The following is a 15,863-nucleotide window of genomic DNA, read 5'->3' as shown; positions in this document are numbered from 1 at the left end:
GGGGCTCAGTGGCGGTGGCCGTGCTTGGCGCTGAGGCTCGGTTCCGGCGATTCGGGCCAGAAGCCCACAACCGACAGATCCTGCCAGCAGGCGGCCGCCGCCGCGTCCTCATGCCAGCCGCGGCCCGTGGCCTGACCCTTGGCCTGAGCGGCCTGCAAGGGATCCAGGGCCTTGGCGCTGGCATCGGCCAGCTCGGCCCAGTGGCCGCGCGCCACGCTGTCGCGGGCGCTGCCGGCGGCGCTGGCGAAGCGCTGGCTCAGACGCTTGAGCTCGGCGCGGATCTGGGCGCGGCCATCGTCCATGCCCGCGCCTTCGCCCAGGCGTGAGGCCAGCAGCTCGACGTAGGAGCGCTGCAGATTGCGGCGCGCGGCCTGCGGGCTGCTGCCCTGGGCCAACTCACCGAAGACACCGCCGCGCAGATCGGCCAGCAACTGCTCGACGCGGTAGGCGCGCTCGCCGAGTGCGCTCTCCTGGCCTTGCAGTCGCACCAGGCGCGAGCGATCGAGCAGGTGGCTGAGCATGCCGCGCTGCAGGTTCAGCAAGGCGCCGCTGGGCAGGGACGGGGTCAGGCGCTCGACCACGGCGGGCTCGAACAACCAGCTCGGGGTCTTGAACAGCTGCTCGTTGATCAGGGCCACGGCGCGCGCCTGCTGGGCCTTGCTGGCCGGCTGGCTGATGGCGCCGGCCTGCGAGCCATGCTTGTTCTGGTAGTCATATCCGCCCACCAGCGCGGCCACATGGCCCAGCTCATTGCGCCACTGGCCCCAGACGGCCTTGTACAGATCTTCCAGATCGCGGTCGCTCTCGCCGGCGCGCAAGGCCATTTTGGGCAGGTTCTTGACGATGCGCTGCAGGTTCTTGGTGCCCAGCTCGGTGGCGCGCACCGCGTCGGCATCGCCCACGGCCTCCATCACCACGCCGTAGTCGCCATCGCCCTTGGGCGACTGGAAGCGCAGCCAGGGCTTGCCATCCTGCTCGCGCGCCCAGGCGTCCAGCACCGGCTTCTCGGCGGCCGGCGTGCTGGCCGTCGGGATGGGGGTGTAGCCCCATCGGGTGGCGTAGATGTCGTAGGGGCCGACCTTGGGGATCAGGAGGGCCGGGGCTATCTTGTCCTCGGGCTGGACCACATAGTTCATGCGGCTGTAGTCCATGATGGAGGAGACATGGCCCATGGTGGACAGCCACTTCGCATCGCGCAGCTTCTCGAAGGGGTACTGCGAGCTGGCCTTCATATTGTGCTGAAAGCCCAGCGAGTGGCCGACCTCATGCGTCACCACATAGGCCACCAGATCGCCCATCAGGTCGTCCGGCAGGGGCAGCTGCTGGGCGCGCGGATCGACGGCACCGGCCTGCGTGATGTACCAGTCACGCAGGATCTTCTGGATGTTGTGATACATCACGATGTTGGCGTTCAGGATCTCGCCGCTGCGGGGGTCGCTGAGGTGCGGGCCGTAGGCATTCGGGATGGACGAGGGCACCCAACGGATGATGCTGTAGCGCACGTCCTCGGGGTCGAACTCGGGGTCTTCTTCCTTGCTCGGGAAGGGCCGGGCCTGTACGGCATTCTTGAAGCCGGCGGCCTCGAAAGCCACATTCCAGGCCTCGATGCCCTTCTTGACGTAGGGCACCAGGGCGGTCGGCGTGCTCTTGTCGATGTACCAGATGATGGGCTTGACCGGCTCGCTCAGGGCCGCCGCCGGGTCCTTCTTTTCCAGGCGCCAGCGGGTGATCAGGCGCTCGCGCTCGACGCCATGGCGGTCGCTGCCGAAATCGGTGCGGCTGACATAGAAGTAGCCGATGCGATCGTCCATCAGGCGCGGCATCATGGCCGGCTCGGGCAGCTCCACCAGGCTGTAGGCCAGGTTCATGGTGGCCGAGCGGGCCGGGAAATGCGGCGGCGCCTTCATCGGGCCCATGGGCGTCTGGACCATGGCCGGGGCGCTGTAGGTGTGGACGGCGTCGATGCGCAGGCTGCCCGGGAAGGCGCGGCTGCTTTCCACAAAGCTGCGCGAGGCATCGAGCGAGGTGCCCTGGATCAGGCGGCGGGCGCTGAAATCACCGACCTCGGAGGTGAACAGGCGGCTGACCTCGATCACCGGCGCGCCATCGGCCGCGAAGCTCTCGACATTGAAGGCCAGCAGGATGGCGTCGCGCTGCGAGTCGCGCACCGCCTCGGCATTGGGCCGGTCCGAGCCCGAGACGAAGGCATGGTCCACCGCATGGAAGTAGACCTTGTTGCCCTTGAGGCTGAAGCGCACCACCTCCTGGTTGAGCGACTTGCCGACATGGTCCACATCGGAGGGCACGGCGGTGGCATTGGCCACCATCAGCAGCTGCTTGTCGAGCAGCTTCTTGGGAATCTCGAAGTACAGCTTTTGCTTGACGCTGTGCAGGGTGATCAAGCCCTTCTGGGTCTTGGCCTCCTTGGTGATCACCTTGTCGTAGGGCTTGGGCTCGAGCGCGGCCTCGGGGCCGGCCGGGGCGCCTGGCTTGGCCGCGGCTGCGGCGGCATCAGCAGCAGCCGCCGGCGTCGGGGTGGGCGCGGGTGCGTCCTGGGCCAGGGCGCTGCTGCTCAGGGCCAGGCCGGCGGCCAGGGCCAGCAGGCTGCGCGCGAAGGGAGAGTGGGTGGGGTGTGAGTGCTTCATGGTTGGGGCAGGCAGGGGTGGGGAGAGAAATCAAAGGGTGCGCCCGGTCTCGCCCGCAAGGCGCCGGCCTGTTCTGGGCGGCCACCTCGGGGTTGGGGCTGGGGGCTTGGGCTTGGAGCGGGGTGGTCTGCGGGCCGCGCCGGCGCACGGCAGCAGCCCGAGGGCTCCGCGTTAGAAGCGTTTGCGCAGGGTGAAGGTGTAGCGCAGCATGCGCGGGTCGACGCTGCCGTTGACATTGCCCGTGGGGCTCAGCGGCGGGGCGGTGTCCAGCGCATTGATCAGGCCGAAGGAAAGCCGCGTGTTGTGCAGCCAATGGCCGAGCCAGCCCTCGCGGTCGTGCAGCCCGCCGGTGCCGAAGTCGTACCAGACATTGGTGTTGAACTGCTGTGTCTTGGGGTAGTCGACCACGGGCGGGAACAGGCTGACCGGGAAGCCAGCCTGGCGGATCATGGTCACGCTGGCGCCCAGGCCACGGTAGCTCCAGCTCAGGCTGCTGACCGAGCGGGTCGGGCGCAGCCGGGCCGAAACGTAGGGGCTGGGCGTGGCGGCCGGTGTGGCCATGCTTTCCAGGCGATCGGTCTTGGTGATCTTGCTGCTCAGGATGAACTCGCCCCAGCTGGTGTTGCGCTGGAAGCGCAGCGCGTAGTCGTAGCCCGAGCTGCGGAACTTGGCGATGTTCATGGAGCTGTTGTCCACCCCGTTGATGCGGCCCACGGTGTAGCCGGCGGCGGCATCCGCAGCGCTCAGCGGCGCGCGCGTGTAGGTCTCGGGGAAGTAGAGCAGGCGCTCCTGGCGGGTCAGGCTGCCGACGCGATCGAGGATCTCCGACTGCCAGCGGTCGACCGACAGCGAGAAGCCCTTGGCCGCCTCCCAAGGGGCCTCGAACACCAGGCCGATATTGCGGTGGGTGGAGGTCTCGGGCTTGAGATTGGGGTTGCCGCCCACGGTGGTGGGCAGCACGCCGACAAAGGCCTCGTTCTTGCGGTAGGTGTCGATCAGGGCGCTGCTGCCGGTGGCCGGCACGCTCTGGTTGCTGACAAAGCGCGGCCGCGTGATGTCGATCAGATAGGGCACCCGAAAGGCCTCGTTGTGCGAGGCGCGCAGGGCCAGCCAGGCCGTGGGCTTGAAAAGCAGGCCGTACTGCGGCTTGGTGGCGGCACCGAAGTCGTTGTAGTGGTCGCGCCGCACCGCACCGGTGACGGTCAAGGTGTGGGCAAAAGGCAGGCGCAGATCGGACTTGGTGGACAGCAGCGGGATCGCCACTTCCAGGTACTGCGCATCGACCTTGCGGTCCTGCTTGGGCTCGGCCGCCTCAGACCCGCTGGACAGGGTCGAGCTGTTGAAGAACTTGACCGATTCGACACGCTGCTCGGCCCCCAGGGCCAGATTCACCGGGCCAGCCGGCAGCTGCCAGATCGGGCCGTCCAGCGCCAGCGCCGTGCTGCGGGTGCGCGGCTGGTCCTGGCGCGCATCTTGGAAATACAGGGCCTCGAGCACACCAGCCGCATTGGGGCCCTTGCCCGTGCCCTGCAAGGCCAGGCTGTCGTGCAGCAGCACCGGTTTGCTGGCGCTGTTGATGGCGGCGGTCAGCTTGCCGCCGTCGAACTGGTAGACACCCTCGGGCAGCTCGGGGTTGCTGCGCGCATCAGCCAGGCTGAAGTGATAGCGCCAATCCCCGGGCAGATCGCCGCGCACACCCAGGGTGGTCGATTGCTGCGAATAGCGGTAGTGGCGCGCCGGTGTGCCCTGCTCCCACAGGTACTTGTCCACCATGATGGGCACGCCAAAGGGGTTGCCCGGATAGCCGGCGGGGATGCGGGTGTTCAGACGCACCGGATCGCCGGGCGCCTCCGATTCATTGCGCGACCAGTTGTAGCTGGCATACAGCGTGGCCCAGGGGGCGAACTGGTAGTCGGCATACAGATTGGCCACCTTGCGGGTGTAGGGGTTGATCGCGTTCAGGTACTTGGCCGCGTCATAACGCTCGGTTGCAGCGGCGCCGGCGAAGTCCTTGACCGTGGCTGTGCTGCCATTGGCGCCGGCAGGAATAAAGGCCGTGGACGCCCCGATGCCCGGCAGCTGGCCGCTGACCGCGCTGACCATGCCGCCAATGGGCGCGTTGTTCCTGGTGTTGTCCGCGCCGCCCCAGGGGCGGCGGTCGTCCGAGGCCAGCCACTCGCGGTCGCGCAGGGCCAGCGCGTTCTGCTGCTCGACGGACAGCATGCCGCGCGCCGAAAAGCTGCCCTTGCGGAAGGCATGGCTCAGCGCCAGGCGGTCATTGGCGGCATCGCGATCGACGGTGTTGTCACGCGCGTACTCGAGCTCGGTGCCCGAGTAGCGCTTGCGGGTGATGATGTTGACCACGCCGCCTACGGCATCGGCGCCGTAGATGGCGCTGCCGCCGCCGAGCAGCACTTCCACGCGCTCGATGGCCGACATCGGAATGCCGGTCGCCTCATAGGCCTCGGCCACGGTGCGCGAGCCGGTCTTGGGCAGGCGCATGCCATCGACCAGGATCAGGGTGTTGCCGGCGCCCAGGCCGCGCAGGTCGAAGAGCAGGCGGCCGTCCGGCGCGCCGCGCGAGCTGTTGCCGTCAAAGCTGGCCGATGCGCCGACCGAGAGCTGCGGGATCAGATTGCGCAGCTCGGCCAGGGTGGTGACGCCGGAGCGCTCGATCTCCTGGCGCGTCAGCACCGTGACCGGATTGACGCCCTGCTCGCCGAGGATGGAGCGCAGGTGCGAACCCGTGACCTCGACGCGCCCGATGGTCTCCAGGCGCCGCACCACATACTCGCCGGTGGCCACTTGCACGCCCACGGCCAGGCGGGTGTCGGCGAGTAGGCGCTGAAAGGCCTGCAAGGTGGTGAACTCGCCACTGATGCGGTTGGTGCGCACGCCGCTGAGTTCGTTCTCCTTGAAGCTGACCGAGACCCCGGCCAGGCGCGCCGCCTGCTGCACCGTCTCCAGCGCATCACCGGCGGCCAGGTCAAAGCTGTGCACGCGGGTGGCGGCTTCGGCCAGCACCGGCGCCGGGCGGCGCGGCTCAGGCGTCTCGGCGCTGTCGCCGCCGCGGCCCAGCTCGGCAGCGGCCGAGGCGGCCGACGCGCGCGGGCCCGGCGCCGGGCCACCGGCAGCCCGCAGCGTGGCGGCGTTAGGGCCGGTGTCGATGATCTGCAGGCCGCTGCCTTCCAGCAGGCGGGCCAGCGCCTCACGCGGGCTCATCACGCCGCTGACGGCCTTGCTGTTGAGGCCGCGCAGCAGCTCGGGGGCGTAGAGCAGCTGGAAGTTCAGCTGCTTGACGAAGGCCTGCAAGGCCTGCGCGGCCGGCTGGGCGGGAATCTCAATGGCCTGGGGCTTGGCGGCGGCGGCATCGGCGCCAGCCGCAGGCTGGGCTTGAGCCTGGGCCGGCAGCTGCAGCGCCAGGGCGGCGGACAGGGCCAGGGGACGGAGGTCAAAAGAACGGAATCGGGGCTGCAAGATCAGGGCTCCAAAAGACAAGGTGGTTCGGGCGTCGCGCACAACTGCTGTGTCGACGCGCCAACGATCACCCACCCCCAAAGGACAAACCCTGATATCGGTTTTCCGCGCTAGCAAATGTCAAATTCGACTGATGCGCCAGCGCTGGTCCTGCAGCTTCACCTTGAGGCCGAAGCCCTGCTCCAGGCTGCGCAGGAACACGGCCACATCGCGCGTGGCAAAGGCGCCCGAGATGCGCAGATCCTGCAGCGTCGGGTCGGCCAGCTCGATGGGCTCGGCGCTGTAGCGGTTGACCTCTTCCAGCGCCAGGCCCAGGCTGCTGTTGTCGAAGACGATGCGGCCCTGCTGCCAGGCCAGCTTGCGCTCCAGCTCGGCCGGCGAGGCCAGCGAGAGCTGGGTCTGGCGCAGCTGGTCCAGCGCCACCTGGCCGGCACCCAGGCGCAGAGGCTGAGCATCGGGCTCACCCTCGGCCTTGGCCGCCTTGCGCAGCTCGACCACACCCTCGTAAACCGTCACCTCGACGCTGCCGTCGCGGTGGCGCTGCACCAGGAAGCGCGTGCCCACGGCCCGCACCACGGTGTGGCCGGCCACCACCTCGAAAGGCCGGCTCTTGTCCTTGGCCACCTCGAACAGACCCACGCCCCGCTCCAGCACCACGCGCCGGCGCGACTCGCCGTAGACCACGCCCAAGGACGAGGCGGCATTGAGCTCGGTGCGCGAGCCATCCGGCAGCAGCAAGACCTGCTGCTGCCCCACCGGCGTGGCGTGATTGGCGGCGAACTGGCGCTCGGGCGGCGCCTCGGCCCAGGGCTGACGCAGCATCAGCACCAGCAGCAGGCAGGCGCCCGCCAGGCCACCGACGGCCGAGGCCCAGAGCCAGGGGCGGCGGGGCCGTGCCGCGCGCGCCGGGGCCGGCTGGGCCGGTGCTTCAGGGAAGCGCGCCTGACCGGCCGCCGCCCAGATCAGCGCGTGCTCATCGAGCAGGCGGGCATGGGCCGGATCGCGCGCCAGCCAGTCCTTGAGCTGCTGGCGCTCCGCCGCGCCGAGCTCGCCGGCGTCGATGCGCACCACCCAGCGGCGCGCCTCCTCGGCCGGATCGGCCTGGCGCCCGAAGGGCAGCACCTGGCCTTCGGCCGGTGTCGGCAGGTCGGGGCTGTGGCTCATCGGCGCTGGCCCTCCCGGCGCTGCTGCTGCTGCTGAAGCTCGCCATCATGTTCGGCCATGGCCTCGTGACAGAGCTGCAAGGCACGCGTGATGTGGCGCTCCACCGTCTTGGGCGAAATGTCCAGGCGGCGCGCAATCTCGGCGTGCGAGAGATTGTCGACCTTGCGCATGCGAAACACTTCCAGGCATTTGGGCGCCATGCGCGCCATGGCTGCTTCCACGGCCGCCACGCGCTGACGTTGTTGGATCAGGGCTTCCACACTGGGCCCCGTGTCCTCAACGCGCAAGTCGTCCCATTCCCCCACAGCGTCGGTGGCGCGAGCGATGCGCTTGCGCAGCTCCGTCAAAGCCAGATTGCGCGCCACCGTGTAGAGCAAGGCCTCGCTGACCGGTGTCTGCTCGCCCAGCTCGGCGGCATAGACGCGCAAGAACGCCTCCTGCGACACCTCGGCCGCCTCATCGGCATTGCCCAGCAGGCGCTGAACATAACGTTCCAGCAACTTGCGGCGGGCGCGGTAGATGTCGAGAAGGCTCATGGGGCGGCGACTATATGCCATCCCGGATGCCGGGCCACAATGCGGCATGCACAGCTCGCCCTGGCCGCTCGACGAGGCCCTGATCCTCGCCCTTGACGTCGATTCCGAAGCCCAGGCCCAGCGTGTGCTCGCCCGTCTCGGCGGCGGGCCGCGGGCGCTGAAGATCGGTTTGCAGACCTTGTGCAGCGTCGGCCCGGCCTGGGTGGCACAACTCCGGGCGCAAGGCCACCGCCTGTTTCTCGACCTCAAGCTGCACGAGATTCCAAACTCGGTGGCGGCCGGCGTGCGCGCCGCCGGGCGCCTGGGTGCCAGCCTGGTGACCGTGCACGCTTCGGCCGGCAGCGCCGTGCTGCGCGCCGCGGTCGCCGCCGCCGAGGAGTTTCCGCAGCTCCAGGTCCTGGCCCTGACCGTGATCACCAGTCTGCGCGACACCGATTTGCCCGAGATCGGCCTGCCCGCGGCGGTGGATGCGCAGGTGCTGCGCCTGGCGCTTCTGGCGGCCGACTGTGGCTGCCATGGCATCGTCGCCTCGGCGCAGGAGCTGCCTTTGCTTCGCCCGGTTCTGCCCGCCCACCTACTGCGCGTGACACCCGGCATCCAGCTGCCCGGCACCGCCGCCAACGACCAGGCCCGCGTCGTCAGCCCCGCCCAGGCCGCCGCCGCAGGCGCCAGCCACATCATCCTGGGCCGCAGCATCAGCCAGGCGACCGACCCGGCTGAAGCTTGGGCGCAGGCGCGGGCTGAGTTTGCTAGAGGATGGCTTGCCGCGACAGGACCCGAGGTATCGGGACCACCTCAGTCGAAGGGGTAGCGCACGCCCACCTGGGTGCGCAAGGCGTCCATCCAGGCCAGGGTGGCCAGGGTTTCGGACAGCGGCATCTGGGGGCTCTCGGTCAGGCCGGCGCGCAGGCAACGGCTGACTTCGAGGATTTCGCCTTCAAAACCGTTGATCTGGAAAGGCAGGTGCACGGTCTGTGGCGCCTGGCCGGCCAGGGTCAGGCGGGCCTCGGTGGCTTCCCAGAACTGCTGGGGCAGCTCGATCAGACCGCGCTCGCCAAAGATGCGCAGGCCGTTGTCGGCCATGCCATCGAAGGCACAGACGAACTGCGAGCTGATGCCACCGGGGAAATGCAGGGTGGCGGCCAGGCGCTGGTCCACGCCGGTGGGCGCCAGCACCGCCTGCGCCTCCATCCGCAGCGGCTCGGGGCATGCGCCCAGCGCCTGCTGCAAGACCCAGCGCGTCATGCTGAGGTTGTAGATGCCGATGTCCAGCAGCGCGCCGCCGGCCAGGGCCGGGTCGAAGCAGCGGCTCTGGGCATCGAAAGGAATGGAGAAACAAAAGCTGGACTGGACGCCTCGCAGCGGCCCGATCAGGCCGGCCTGCAGCCATTGCTGCACTTGGGCGTAGACGGGCAGAAAGCGGGTCCAGAGCGCTTCCATCAGAAAGGCCTGGCGCGCTTGCGCCAGGGCCAGCAAGGGCCGGGCCTGGGCAAGACCCGGCACCAGCGGCTTTTCACAGAGCACGGCCTTGCCGGCCTGCAAAGCCGCGGCCACCGCCTCGCCATGCTGGGCATGGGGCGTGGCGATGTAGACGGCGTCGATGTCGGGGCTGCTGAGGGCGGCGCGCAGCTGTGCCTCGCCCGCGGCCTGCTGCAGGCGCGGCTCGTGCCGGCCCGCAGCGCGGTGGGCCGAGGCAAAGGACCGCGCCCGGGCCAGGTCACGGCCCAGGATCAGGCTCAGCTCTTGATCGGGCAGGCCCTGCAGGGCCTGAACGAAGCGCCCGGCGATATTGCCGGGGCCGACCACCGCCCAGCGCAGGGCTGGCTGCGCCTCGCTCACGGGCGGCTCAGCACCGGCGCTCAGGCGCGCGCAGCGGCTTTGCCGGCGGCCTTGCGGGCGACGGGCTTGACCGGAGCTTTTGCCGCCGCCTTCACTGCTGTCGTCTTGGCAGCGGGCTTGGCAGCGGGCTTGACGGCCTTGGGAGCGGCCTTCGGTGCAGCCTTGGCGGCCGGCTTGGCCTTGCTGGCCTTGCTGGCCTTGGCCGCCGGAGCCGCCGCCAGGATGGACTTCAGCTGCTCCTTCAGGACCTTGGCCTCGGCGCGCTTGGCGCGGGTGGCCGCGCGTTGGTAGGCTTCTTCGGCCGATTCACGCAGGGCCACGGCCTTGGCCAGGGCGGCTTGGTACTTCTCCACCGTGTAGGTGTTCTCGGTGCCGATGTAGACGCTGCGGCCGCGCGGCGCGCCGCCAAAACGCGGCAGAGACACGGCAAAGCTGCAGTCGCGGACGCGGCTGCTGGCACGTTGACGAACGATGGGGCCGGAGATACCGACCGGCAGACCACTGCCCTTGTTGCCGCTGGGGCGGCGTTGCAGGCGCGAGGGCGCCGGCATGGTGGCAATGCGGCTCAGCAAGGCCTTGGTAGCCTCTGCCAGCGCTGCGGCGGCGCCGCTGCCATCTTGCGAGTGGTCAGAGAAAAGTTTGGTGCCGCCATAACGCAGCTGCCAACCGTGCGTCGACTGGTGGTCGATACGCTGAATACATTGCGGCACTGCGAAGCGCTGGCCGCTGAAAATGACGACGTCACGAGTTTTCATGAGATTCCTCAAAACAGCTGATGAACCTCCCTACCTTTTATTCTAGGGCCTATTGTTACGCCTCTTTACACACCTAACGCGACCAACTGTCGGCATATTTCCGGCCAGTTCCGGCACAAATAGCTCCATCACCCGTAACTGAGCGCCGCAGCGGCTGAAAACAGAGTTGCGTGACCACAACATTTGAGCCGATGCGGGGCTGCCCGTGGCGGCCAACCACTGCTTTTGCATCTGCCGGCGGGTGTGACCATGGCGGGACAGGCGGCGCGGCTGCAGCTCGCTGCGCCGCACCCGGGGGTCGGCATAGAGCAAATTGGCCAGCGGGCGCGGGCCCAGGCCCTTGAGCGCACGCCATGGGCCGGCCAGGGCGCTCTGGTGCAGGCTGGAACGGGCCCAGACCAGGGGCCGGCCATCGACGCTGAGAATGACCTCGCGCACCACCGTGCAGCCGCGGCGCGGCAGGCCCAGGGCCTTGAGCTCGGCCGCCCGCAGCGGCGCAGTGCGCTGGCTCAGCACCGTCACCTCGAAACGTTCACCCAGGCGCGCCAGGCGCCGGCTCAGCGAACCCGGCGCATGCAGCCATTTGCGCAAACTGTCGCGGCTGGCTATGCCCAAGATGCGGTCCTCAGGCCCGGCGACAGGGGCCGGCGCGTGTTGGGGGTCAGGTCCTGCACCGGCTCAGCCCGCAAATTCGTCGCCCAGCTCACGGGCCCGCTGCTGCGCCGCCCGCACGGCCCGCTGGACTGCAGCGCCGACCTGGTCGGCCTGCAGGCTGCTGATGGCCGCAAAGGTGGTGCCGCCCTTGGAGGTGACCCGCTCGCGCAGCACGGTGGGCGATTCGCTCGACGCCAGGCCCAGGGCGGCGGCACCGCCGCAGGTGGCCAGGGCCAGCTCGCGGCCCTGGGCTTCGCTCAAGCCCATGTCCACCGCCGCGGCCGTCATGGCCTCGACGATGTAGAAGAAGTAGGCCGGGCCCGAGCCCGACAAGGCGGTGACGGCGTCCAGATCCGCCTCGGCCTCGACCCAGAGGCTGCGGCCGGTGGGCGCCAGCACCTGCTCGACCCGGGCGCGGTCTTCGGCCGACACGGCAGCGCGAGCGAACAGGCCGGCGATGCCCTGGCCGATCAGGGCCGGGGTGTTGGGCATGGCGCGGACGATGCGCTCACTGCCGGTCTTGGCCGCCAGGGTGTCGCTGCGGATGCCGGCCATCACCGACAGGTGCAGGGCGCCCTGAAGCAGGCCGGCCAGCGGCGCGGCCGCCTCCCCGAACAGCTGGGGCTTGACGGCCCAGACCACCAGGCTGGCCTCGGCCAGGCTGGGCTCGGCCGCCGCCAGCACATGGAGGCCGGGGAAATCCGTCTGCAGGCGGGCGCGCTGCGGCTCGTAAGGCTCGACCACCCAGACCCGGTCCGGCTTGAGCCCGGCGCGCAGCAAACCGCCGATGATGGCGCTGGCCATATTGCCGCCGCCGATGAAAGCAATGGGAGAACTCATGGCGCTTGCCGTCTTGTATCGATGGAAGGCATGAAGTGTAGGCCGGGCTCAGGCCGACTCAGGCCGAGCCCCGATGGTCAAGCCGCAGGCGCCCCGCTAGGCTCTCCGGGTCGTTCGCCTCGCCCCGGCTGCATGCGCAGCCGATCCACAGTCCAAACCCCGAGGCGCGACGGAGGAGAACTCAGCCATGACCGAAACGACGATTCAACAGGAGCGGCCCGCCCCCGCCATGGAGGCTCTGCCCGCCTTTCAGGAGCTGCCGCCCGAACAGATGATCGAGCGCGCCCGCCGAAACTACCAGCAGCTGCTGCGCCGCCGCACCGTGCGCGATTACGACAGCCGGCCCGTGCCGCGCGAGGTGATCGAGCAATGCCTGCTCGCCGCCGGCACCGCGCCCTCGGGCGCCAACCAGCAGCCCTGGCATTTCGCCGTCATCAGCGATCCGGCCATCAAGCACCAGATCCGCATCGAGGCCGAGGAAGAAGAGCGCACCTTCTACAACGGCCGCGCGCCCGAAGAATGGCTGCGCGCCCTGGCGCCGCTGGGCACCGATGCCAACAAGCCTTTTCTGGACGAGGCGCCGCTGCTGATCGCCATCTTTGCGCAGAAGTACGGCATCGACGCCCAGGGCGAGCGCTTCAGCCACTACTACGTGCCCGAGTCGGTGGGCATCGCCACCGGCTTCTTGATCAGCGCCCTGCACGACGCCGGCCTCGCCACCCTCACCCACACGCCCAGCCCCATGGGCTTTCTGAGCAAGATCTGCGGCCGGCCGGAATCGGAGAAGCCCGTCATCCTGCTGGTCGTGGGCTACCCCAAGCCGGGCTGCCTGGTGCCGGTGCATGGTGGCATCAAGAAGCCGCTGGCGGCGATCAGCAGCTGGCTCTGATCAGGAGCCGCCGGCCAACTGCTCCAGCAGGCGCCGCTCCCAGGCCGGCTGCTCGTTGACCGACACCCAGCCCGAGGCCGCGGCGCGGTAGACGTAACGCGGCCCGCTGGCGGCGTCGGCATGGCGCTGACGCAGCGGCGCCCAGCTGGCTGCCGCCTGCTCGGGCCGGCCCAGGCGGGCCTGGGCGGCGCCCTGGATGATCAGGGCCAGGTCAGCCCAGGGGTCCAGGGCCCGCGCGGCCTCGGCCTGGCGCAGGGCTGAAGCGGCATCGCCGCTCAACAGCGAAGCCCAGGCCTGCAACGCCAGCACGCCGGCATCCTTGGGGTCCAGCAGCGCGGCTTCCTTGAGCTGGGCACGGGCGGGCTCCAGCCGGCCGGCGCGCAAAAGATCGCGGGCCAGATCGCGGCGCAGCTCCACCAGGCCGGTGCGCAGGCGCAGCGCCTGCTCGTAGACGGCAAAGGCCTCGTCCCAGCGCTCGGCCTGGGCCAGGGCGGCGGCCTTGCCCCAGAGGGCCTCGGGGCTGTCGCTCTGATAGGCCAGGGCCGACTCAAACGCGGCCAGGGCCGGCGCGGCCGCGCCCAGGCGCAGCTGGTGGGCGCCCAGGGCCAGGTCGACCCGCTGGCGGTCTTCGCCCGTCAAGCCCTGGGCTTGTGCACTGAGTTGGGCCGTCAATTCGGCCAGGGGCTGGCCGCTGTGCCACAGCGCGTCCAGGACTGAGGTGAGCACGGCGCCGCTGCGCGGATAGCGGCTCTGCAGCTCGGCCGCGAGTTGGTGCACCGCCGCGGCGTCACCGGCCAGCGAGGCACCGTAGAGCGATGCCGTCAGCACCAGCTCGTCCTGCGGCGCCACGGCGCGGGCGCGCTCGAAAAAGCCGCGCGCGGCGGGCAACTCGCCCGACTCCAGCCGGTGGTGGCCGGCGTTGACCAAGGCGATGGGCAGGCTGGCACGGGTGTCGGTCTGATCGAAGAGGCGCTGCACCAGGGCCTGCAGCTCGGGGTCCATGGCCTGCAGGCGCTCACGCACGATCTCGCGCGTGTCGAAGGCGTCGCGGCGTGGCGAGTCGAGGGCATTGGCGCCCTCGGCGAAATACTCCCAGACCGAGCCGCCGGCATAACGCGACAAGAACGCATTCTTGCTGCGCTCATCGCGCAGCTTGGCGCGGCGGTAGAGCTCCTGGATCTCGCGGGCCGTGTCGGCCGTCAGCACGCCGTGGACCTGGTGGCTGAGCTCATGCAGCACGGTGTTGTAACGGCCGAAGATGGAGCGTTCCACGTCCTCGATGCCGGTCACGGTGTTGAAGCCGCCCATGCCGCGCACATCGTCCCAAAGCCGCGAGTCGTAGCCGATGCGCTGGTCCTTGAGTGCTTGCGCGCCAGGGGTTTCGGACAGGCGCATGTCCAGAGGCTTGATGAAATGCGTGGCGCCACCCTCGACCAGCACCGGAATGAAGGCCTTCCAGGGCGCCAGCGACAGAGCCACGCGCTTCTGATGGCGCGGCGAGAGCTGGGCCCAGTTCAGCACATAGCGCTCGATGGCGGGCACCTGGGGCATGGGTGTGGCGGCAAAGCGGGCTTCATCGGCGGCCCGGTGCGGGTCCTGGCGCAGGCGCAGGCCTTCGATGGCCTTGGCCAGCACGGCATGGGCACGGCCATGGCCGGGGCAGCGCGCCAGAGCGCTGGCGGCCAGGCGGCGCGCGGCCAGCAGATCGCCGCGGTCAAAGGAGCGCGCAGCGCGGCGGATCAAGGTGTTGGCGGCGGCAAAAGCGGCCGGTGACTCGGCCGCCAGCTCGCTGTAGTTCTTGCGGGCATAACCATTGCCCAGGTGGTAATGCGCCTGCTCGTGCAAGGGGTCCAGGGCCACAGCACGCTCGGCGGCGGCCACGGCATCGGCCGTGCGGCCCAGGCGGATCAAGGTCTCGGCCAAGGCCTGCTCGCCATCGGCACTGGGCTGCAAGGCCAGGGCCTGCTGATGCAGTGCGAGGGCGCCATCGTAGTTGCGCCGCTGGTAGGCCAGCTGGCCCTGACCGCGCAAGACCGCCGCCCGCTCGGCCACGCTGCGAGCCTGCGCTAGCGCCCGCTGCAAGCACACCTCGGCCCGGTCCAGCTCGCGCAGATCCAGGGCCAGGCGCGCCGCCGCCAGCAAATCGGCGGCCGTGGCGGCGCTGCCTTCCTCCAGCACCGCCGCCGTGCGCCGCCCCACCTCGGCCAGGTTCTCGCTTGCAAACAACCAGCGATACATCAGCTCGCCCTCGCCACTGCCCAAGGCCTGCCCGGCCGCATGGCGGCGCAGCAAAGTCTGCAGCTGCGGCTGAGCCGCGCGGTAGTCCTGCTGCTGCAGCTGCTGGCGCAGACGCTGGAGGGCGGGGGCACTGAGCGGCGCCGCTTCGGCTTGCGCCCGGGCTGCCCCCGGGGGCTGGGCCGGGGCTGGCAATCCACTGGCAACCAGGGCCAAGCCGACCAGGCCCGAATGACAGACCTGGCGAAGCAGGGGCAGGCGGCGCATCAGTGCAAACCAGCCAGCAATGCCGCGTTGCCGCCCGCGGCTGCGGTGTTGATGGTCAGGGTCTGCTCGGCGCTAAAGCGGTATTGCTGCAGCGGGTCTTGCACCTCGGGGGCGGTGATCAGCGGGCGGATGGCGCCGCTGTCGGCGGCCAGCTGGCGGGCCAGGCTGCGCTCGGTCGCAGAATCGGGTGCGGCCAGGATGACACCGGAGACACGCTCGTCGTCGAGCAGCGCGGCCAGGGTGGCCGCACCGCCTTGCGGCAGCACCAGCAAGGCCTCGGCCGGCAGGCCGGCGGCGCGCAGGCGTTGCTGCAGGCGCTCGGCCTCGCCCGGCTTGTCGCTGAGCAGGGCCACGCTGTTGCCGGCCACCAAGGCGGCGGCCAGGGCCAGGGCCAGATCGGGCGCTGCAGCGCCTTGGGCCAGCAAGAGCAGCACGCCGCGGCCGTGCAGGCGCAGCTCGTTGCTCTCACCGGTGGGGCCGGGCAGGCGCTGGTCGGCCAGCACGCGCTCGGCCAGGCTCAGGCGGGCGTTGACCTGCAAGCCACCGGCCTGGCCGTCGAAGG

General features: G+C 69.9%; 11 protein-coding genes. 2 read left to right on the top strand and 9 right to left on the bottom strand.

Translation table 11 applies throughout. The features are described from left to right. Positions 1-5: 5 nt before the first annotated feature. The 4 genes from C1O66_RS16530 to C1O66_RS16515 form a co-directional block, all read right to left on the bottom strand. Positions 6-2,645, bottom strand: a complete 2,640-nt coding sequence (locus C1O66_RS16530) for a zinc-dependent metalloprotease (RefSeq protein ID WP_102768891.1) — start codon at positions 2,643-2,645, stop codon at positions 6-8. A gap of 171 nt (positions 2,646-2,816) precedes the next feature. Next, a complete protein-coding gene (locus C1O66_RS16525) occupies positions 2,817-6,122 on the bottom strand; it encodes a TonB-dependent receptor (protein WP_133155254.1) in 3,306 nt (1,101 codons plus the stop codon). 120 nt (positions 6,123-6,242) lie between these two features. Beyond that, complete coding sequence (locus C1O66_RS16520) at positions 6,243-7,286, bottom strand: FecR family protein (RefSeq protein ID WP_102768889.1); 1,044 nt, start codon at positions 7,284-7,286, stop codon at positions 6,243-6,245. Beyond that, a complete protein-coding gene (locus C1O66_RS16515) occupies positions 7,283-7,822 on the bottom strand; it encodes an RNA polymerase sigma factor (protein WP_165794647.1) in 540 nt (179 codons plus the stop codon). Before C1O66_RS16515 ends, C1O66_RS16520 begins: the two co-directional genes overlap by 4 nt. 46 nt (positions 7,823-7,868) lie before the next feature. On the opposite strand from C1O66_RS16515, the gene pyrF reads away from it, so the two are divergent. Continuing rightward, on the top strand, positions 7,869-8,633 hold the full coding sequence (gene pyrF, locus C1O66_RS16510) for an orotidine-5'-phosphate decarboxylase (protein ID WP_102768887.1): 765 nt from the start codon (positions 7,869-7,871) through the stop codon (positions 8,631-8,633). On the opposite strand, the gene C1O66_RS16505 is transcribed toward pyrF, so the two are convergent. The 4 genes from C1O66_RS16505 to proC all read right to left on the bottom strand — a co-directional run bounded on the left by C1O66_RS16505 (position 8,618) and on the right by proC (position 11,910). Further along, positions 8,618-9,661 (bottom strand): Gfo/Idh/MocA family protein, encoded by a 1,044-nt coding sequence (locus C1O66_RS16505; protein ID WP_165794646.1) that lies wholly within the window; start codon positions 9,659-9,661, stop codon positions 8,618-8,620. The genes pyrF and C1O66_RS16505 overlap by 16 nt on opposite strands. Before the next feature lie 20 nt (positions 9,662-9,681). Next, complete coding sequence (locus tag C1O66_RS16500) at positions 9,682-10,416, bottom strand: hypothetical protein (protein ID WP_207795971.1); 735 nt, start codon at positions 10,414-10,416, stop codon at positions 9,682-9,684. 42 nt (positions 10,417-10,458) lie between these two features. After that, positions 10,459-11,031 (bottom strand): chorismate--pyruvate lyase family protein, encoded by a 573-nt coding sequence (locus tag C1O66_RS16495; protein ID WP_165794645.1) that lies wholly within the window; start codon positions 11,029-11,031, stop codon positions 10,459-10,461. A gap of 63 nt (positions 11,032-11,094) precedes the next feature. Then, positions 11,095-11,910: a pyrroline-5-carboxylate reductase gene (gene proC / locus C1O66_RS16490; RefSeq protein WP_102768884.1), complete on the bottom strand. Its 816-nt coding sequence runs from the start codon at positions 11,908-11,910 to the stop codon at positions 11,095-11,097. 187 nt (positions 11,911-12,097) lie between these two features. Between proC and C1O66_RS16485 the strand changes: the two genes are divergently transcribed. After that, positions 12,098-12,799 (top strand): nitroreductase family protein, encoded by a 702-nt coding sequence (locus C1O66_RS16485; protein ID WP_243392832.1) that lies wholly within the window; start codon positions 12,098-12,100, stop codon positions 12,797-12,799. Here the strand turns inward: C1O66_RS16485 and C1O66_RS24640 are convergent, their stop codons facing one another. Further along, entirely contained in the window at positions 12,800-15,301 is a 2,502-nt protein-coding gene (locus C1O66_RS24640; protein ID WP_102768883.1) for a tetratricopeptide repeat protein, read from the bottom strand. It lies immediately after the preceding gene. Positions 15,302-15,863: the final 562 nt, after the last annotated feature.

This window comes from Paucibacter aquatile, from assembly GCF_002885975.1.
Taxonomy (GTDB): Bacteria; Pseudomonadota; Gammaproteobacteria; order Burkholderiales; family Burkholderiaceae_C; genus Paucibacter_A; species Paucibacter_A aquatilis.
This window is presented reverse-complemented; position numbering and strand designations above follow the sequence as displayed.

Excerpts from the sequence above, each read along its gene's own strand:
- C1O66_RS16500 (WP_207795971.1), bottom strand. The coding sequence starts at position 10,416 with ATGAAAACTCGTGACGTCGTCATTTTCAGCGGCCAGCGCTTCGCAGTG.
- proC (WP_102768884.1), bottom strand. The coding sequence starts at position 11,910 with ATGAGTTCTCCCATTGCTTTCATCGGCGGCGGCAATATGGCCAGCGCC.
- C1O66_RS24640 (WP_102768883.1), bottom strand. The coding sequence starts at position 15,301 with ATGCGCCGCCTGCCCCTGCTTCGCCAGGTCTGTCATTCGGGCCTGGTC.
- C1O66_RS16485 (WP_243392832.1), top strand. The coding sequence starts at position 12,098 with ATGACCGAAACGACGATTCAACAGGAGCGGCCCGCCCCCGCCATGGAG.
- pyrF (WP_102768887.1), top strand. The coding sequence starts at position 7,869 with ATGCACAGCTCGCCCTGGCCGCTCGACGAGGCCCTGATCCTCGCCCTT.
- C1O66_RS16515 (WP_165794647.1), bottom strand. The coding sequence starts at position 7,822 with ATGAGCCTTCTCGACATCTACCGCGCCCGCCGCAAGTTGCTGGAACGT.
- C1O66_RS16520 (WP_102768889.1), bottom strand. The coding sequence starts at position 7,286 with ATGAGCCACAGCCCCGACCTGCCGACACCGGCCGAAGGCCAGGTGCTG.
- C1O66_RS16530 (WP_102768891.1), bottom strand. The coding sequence starts at position 2,645 with ATGAAGCACTCACACCCCACCCACTCTCCCTTCGCGCGCAGCCTGCTG.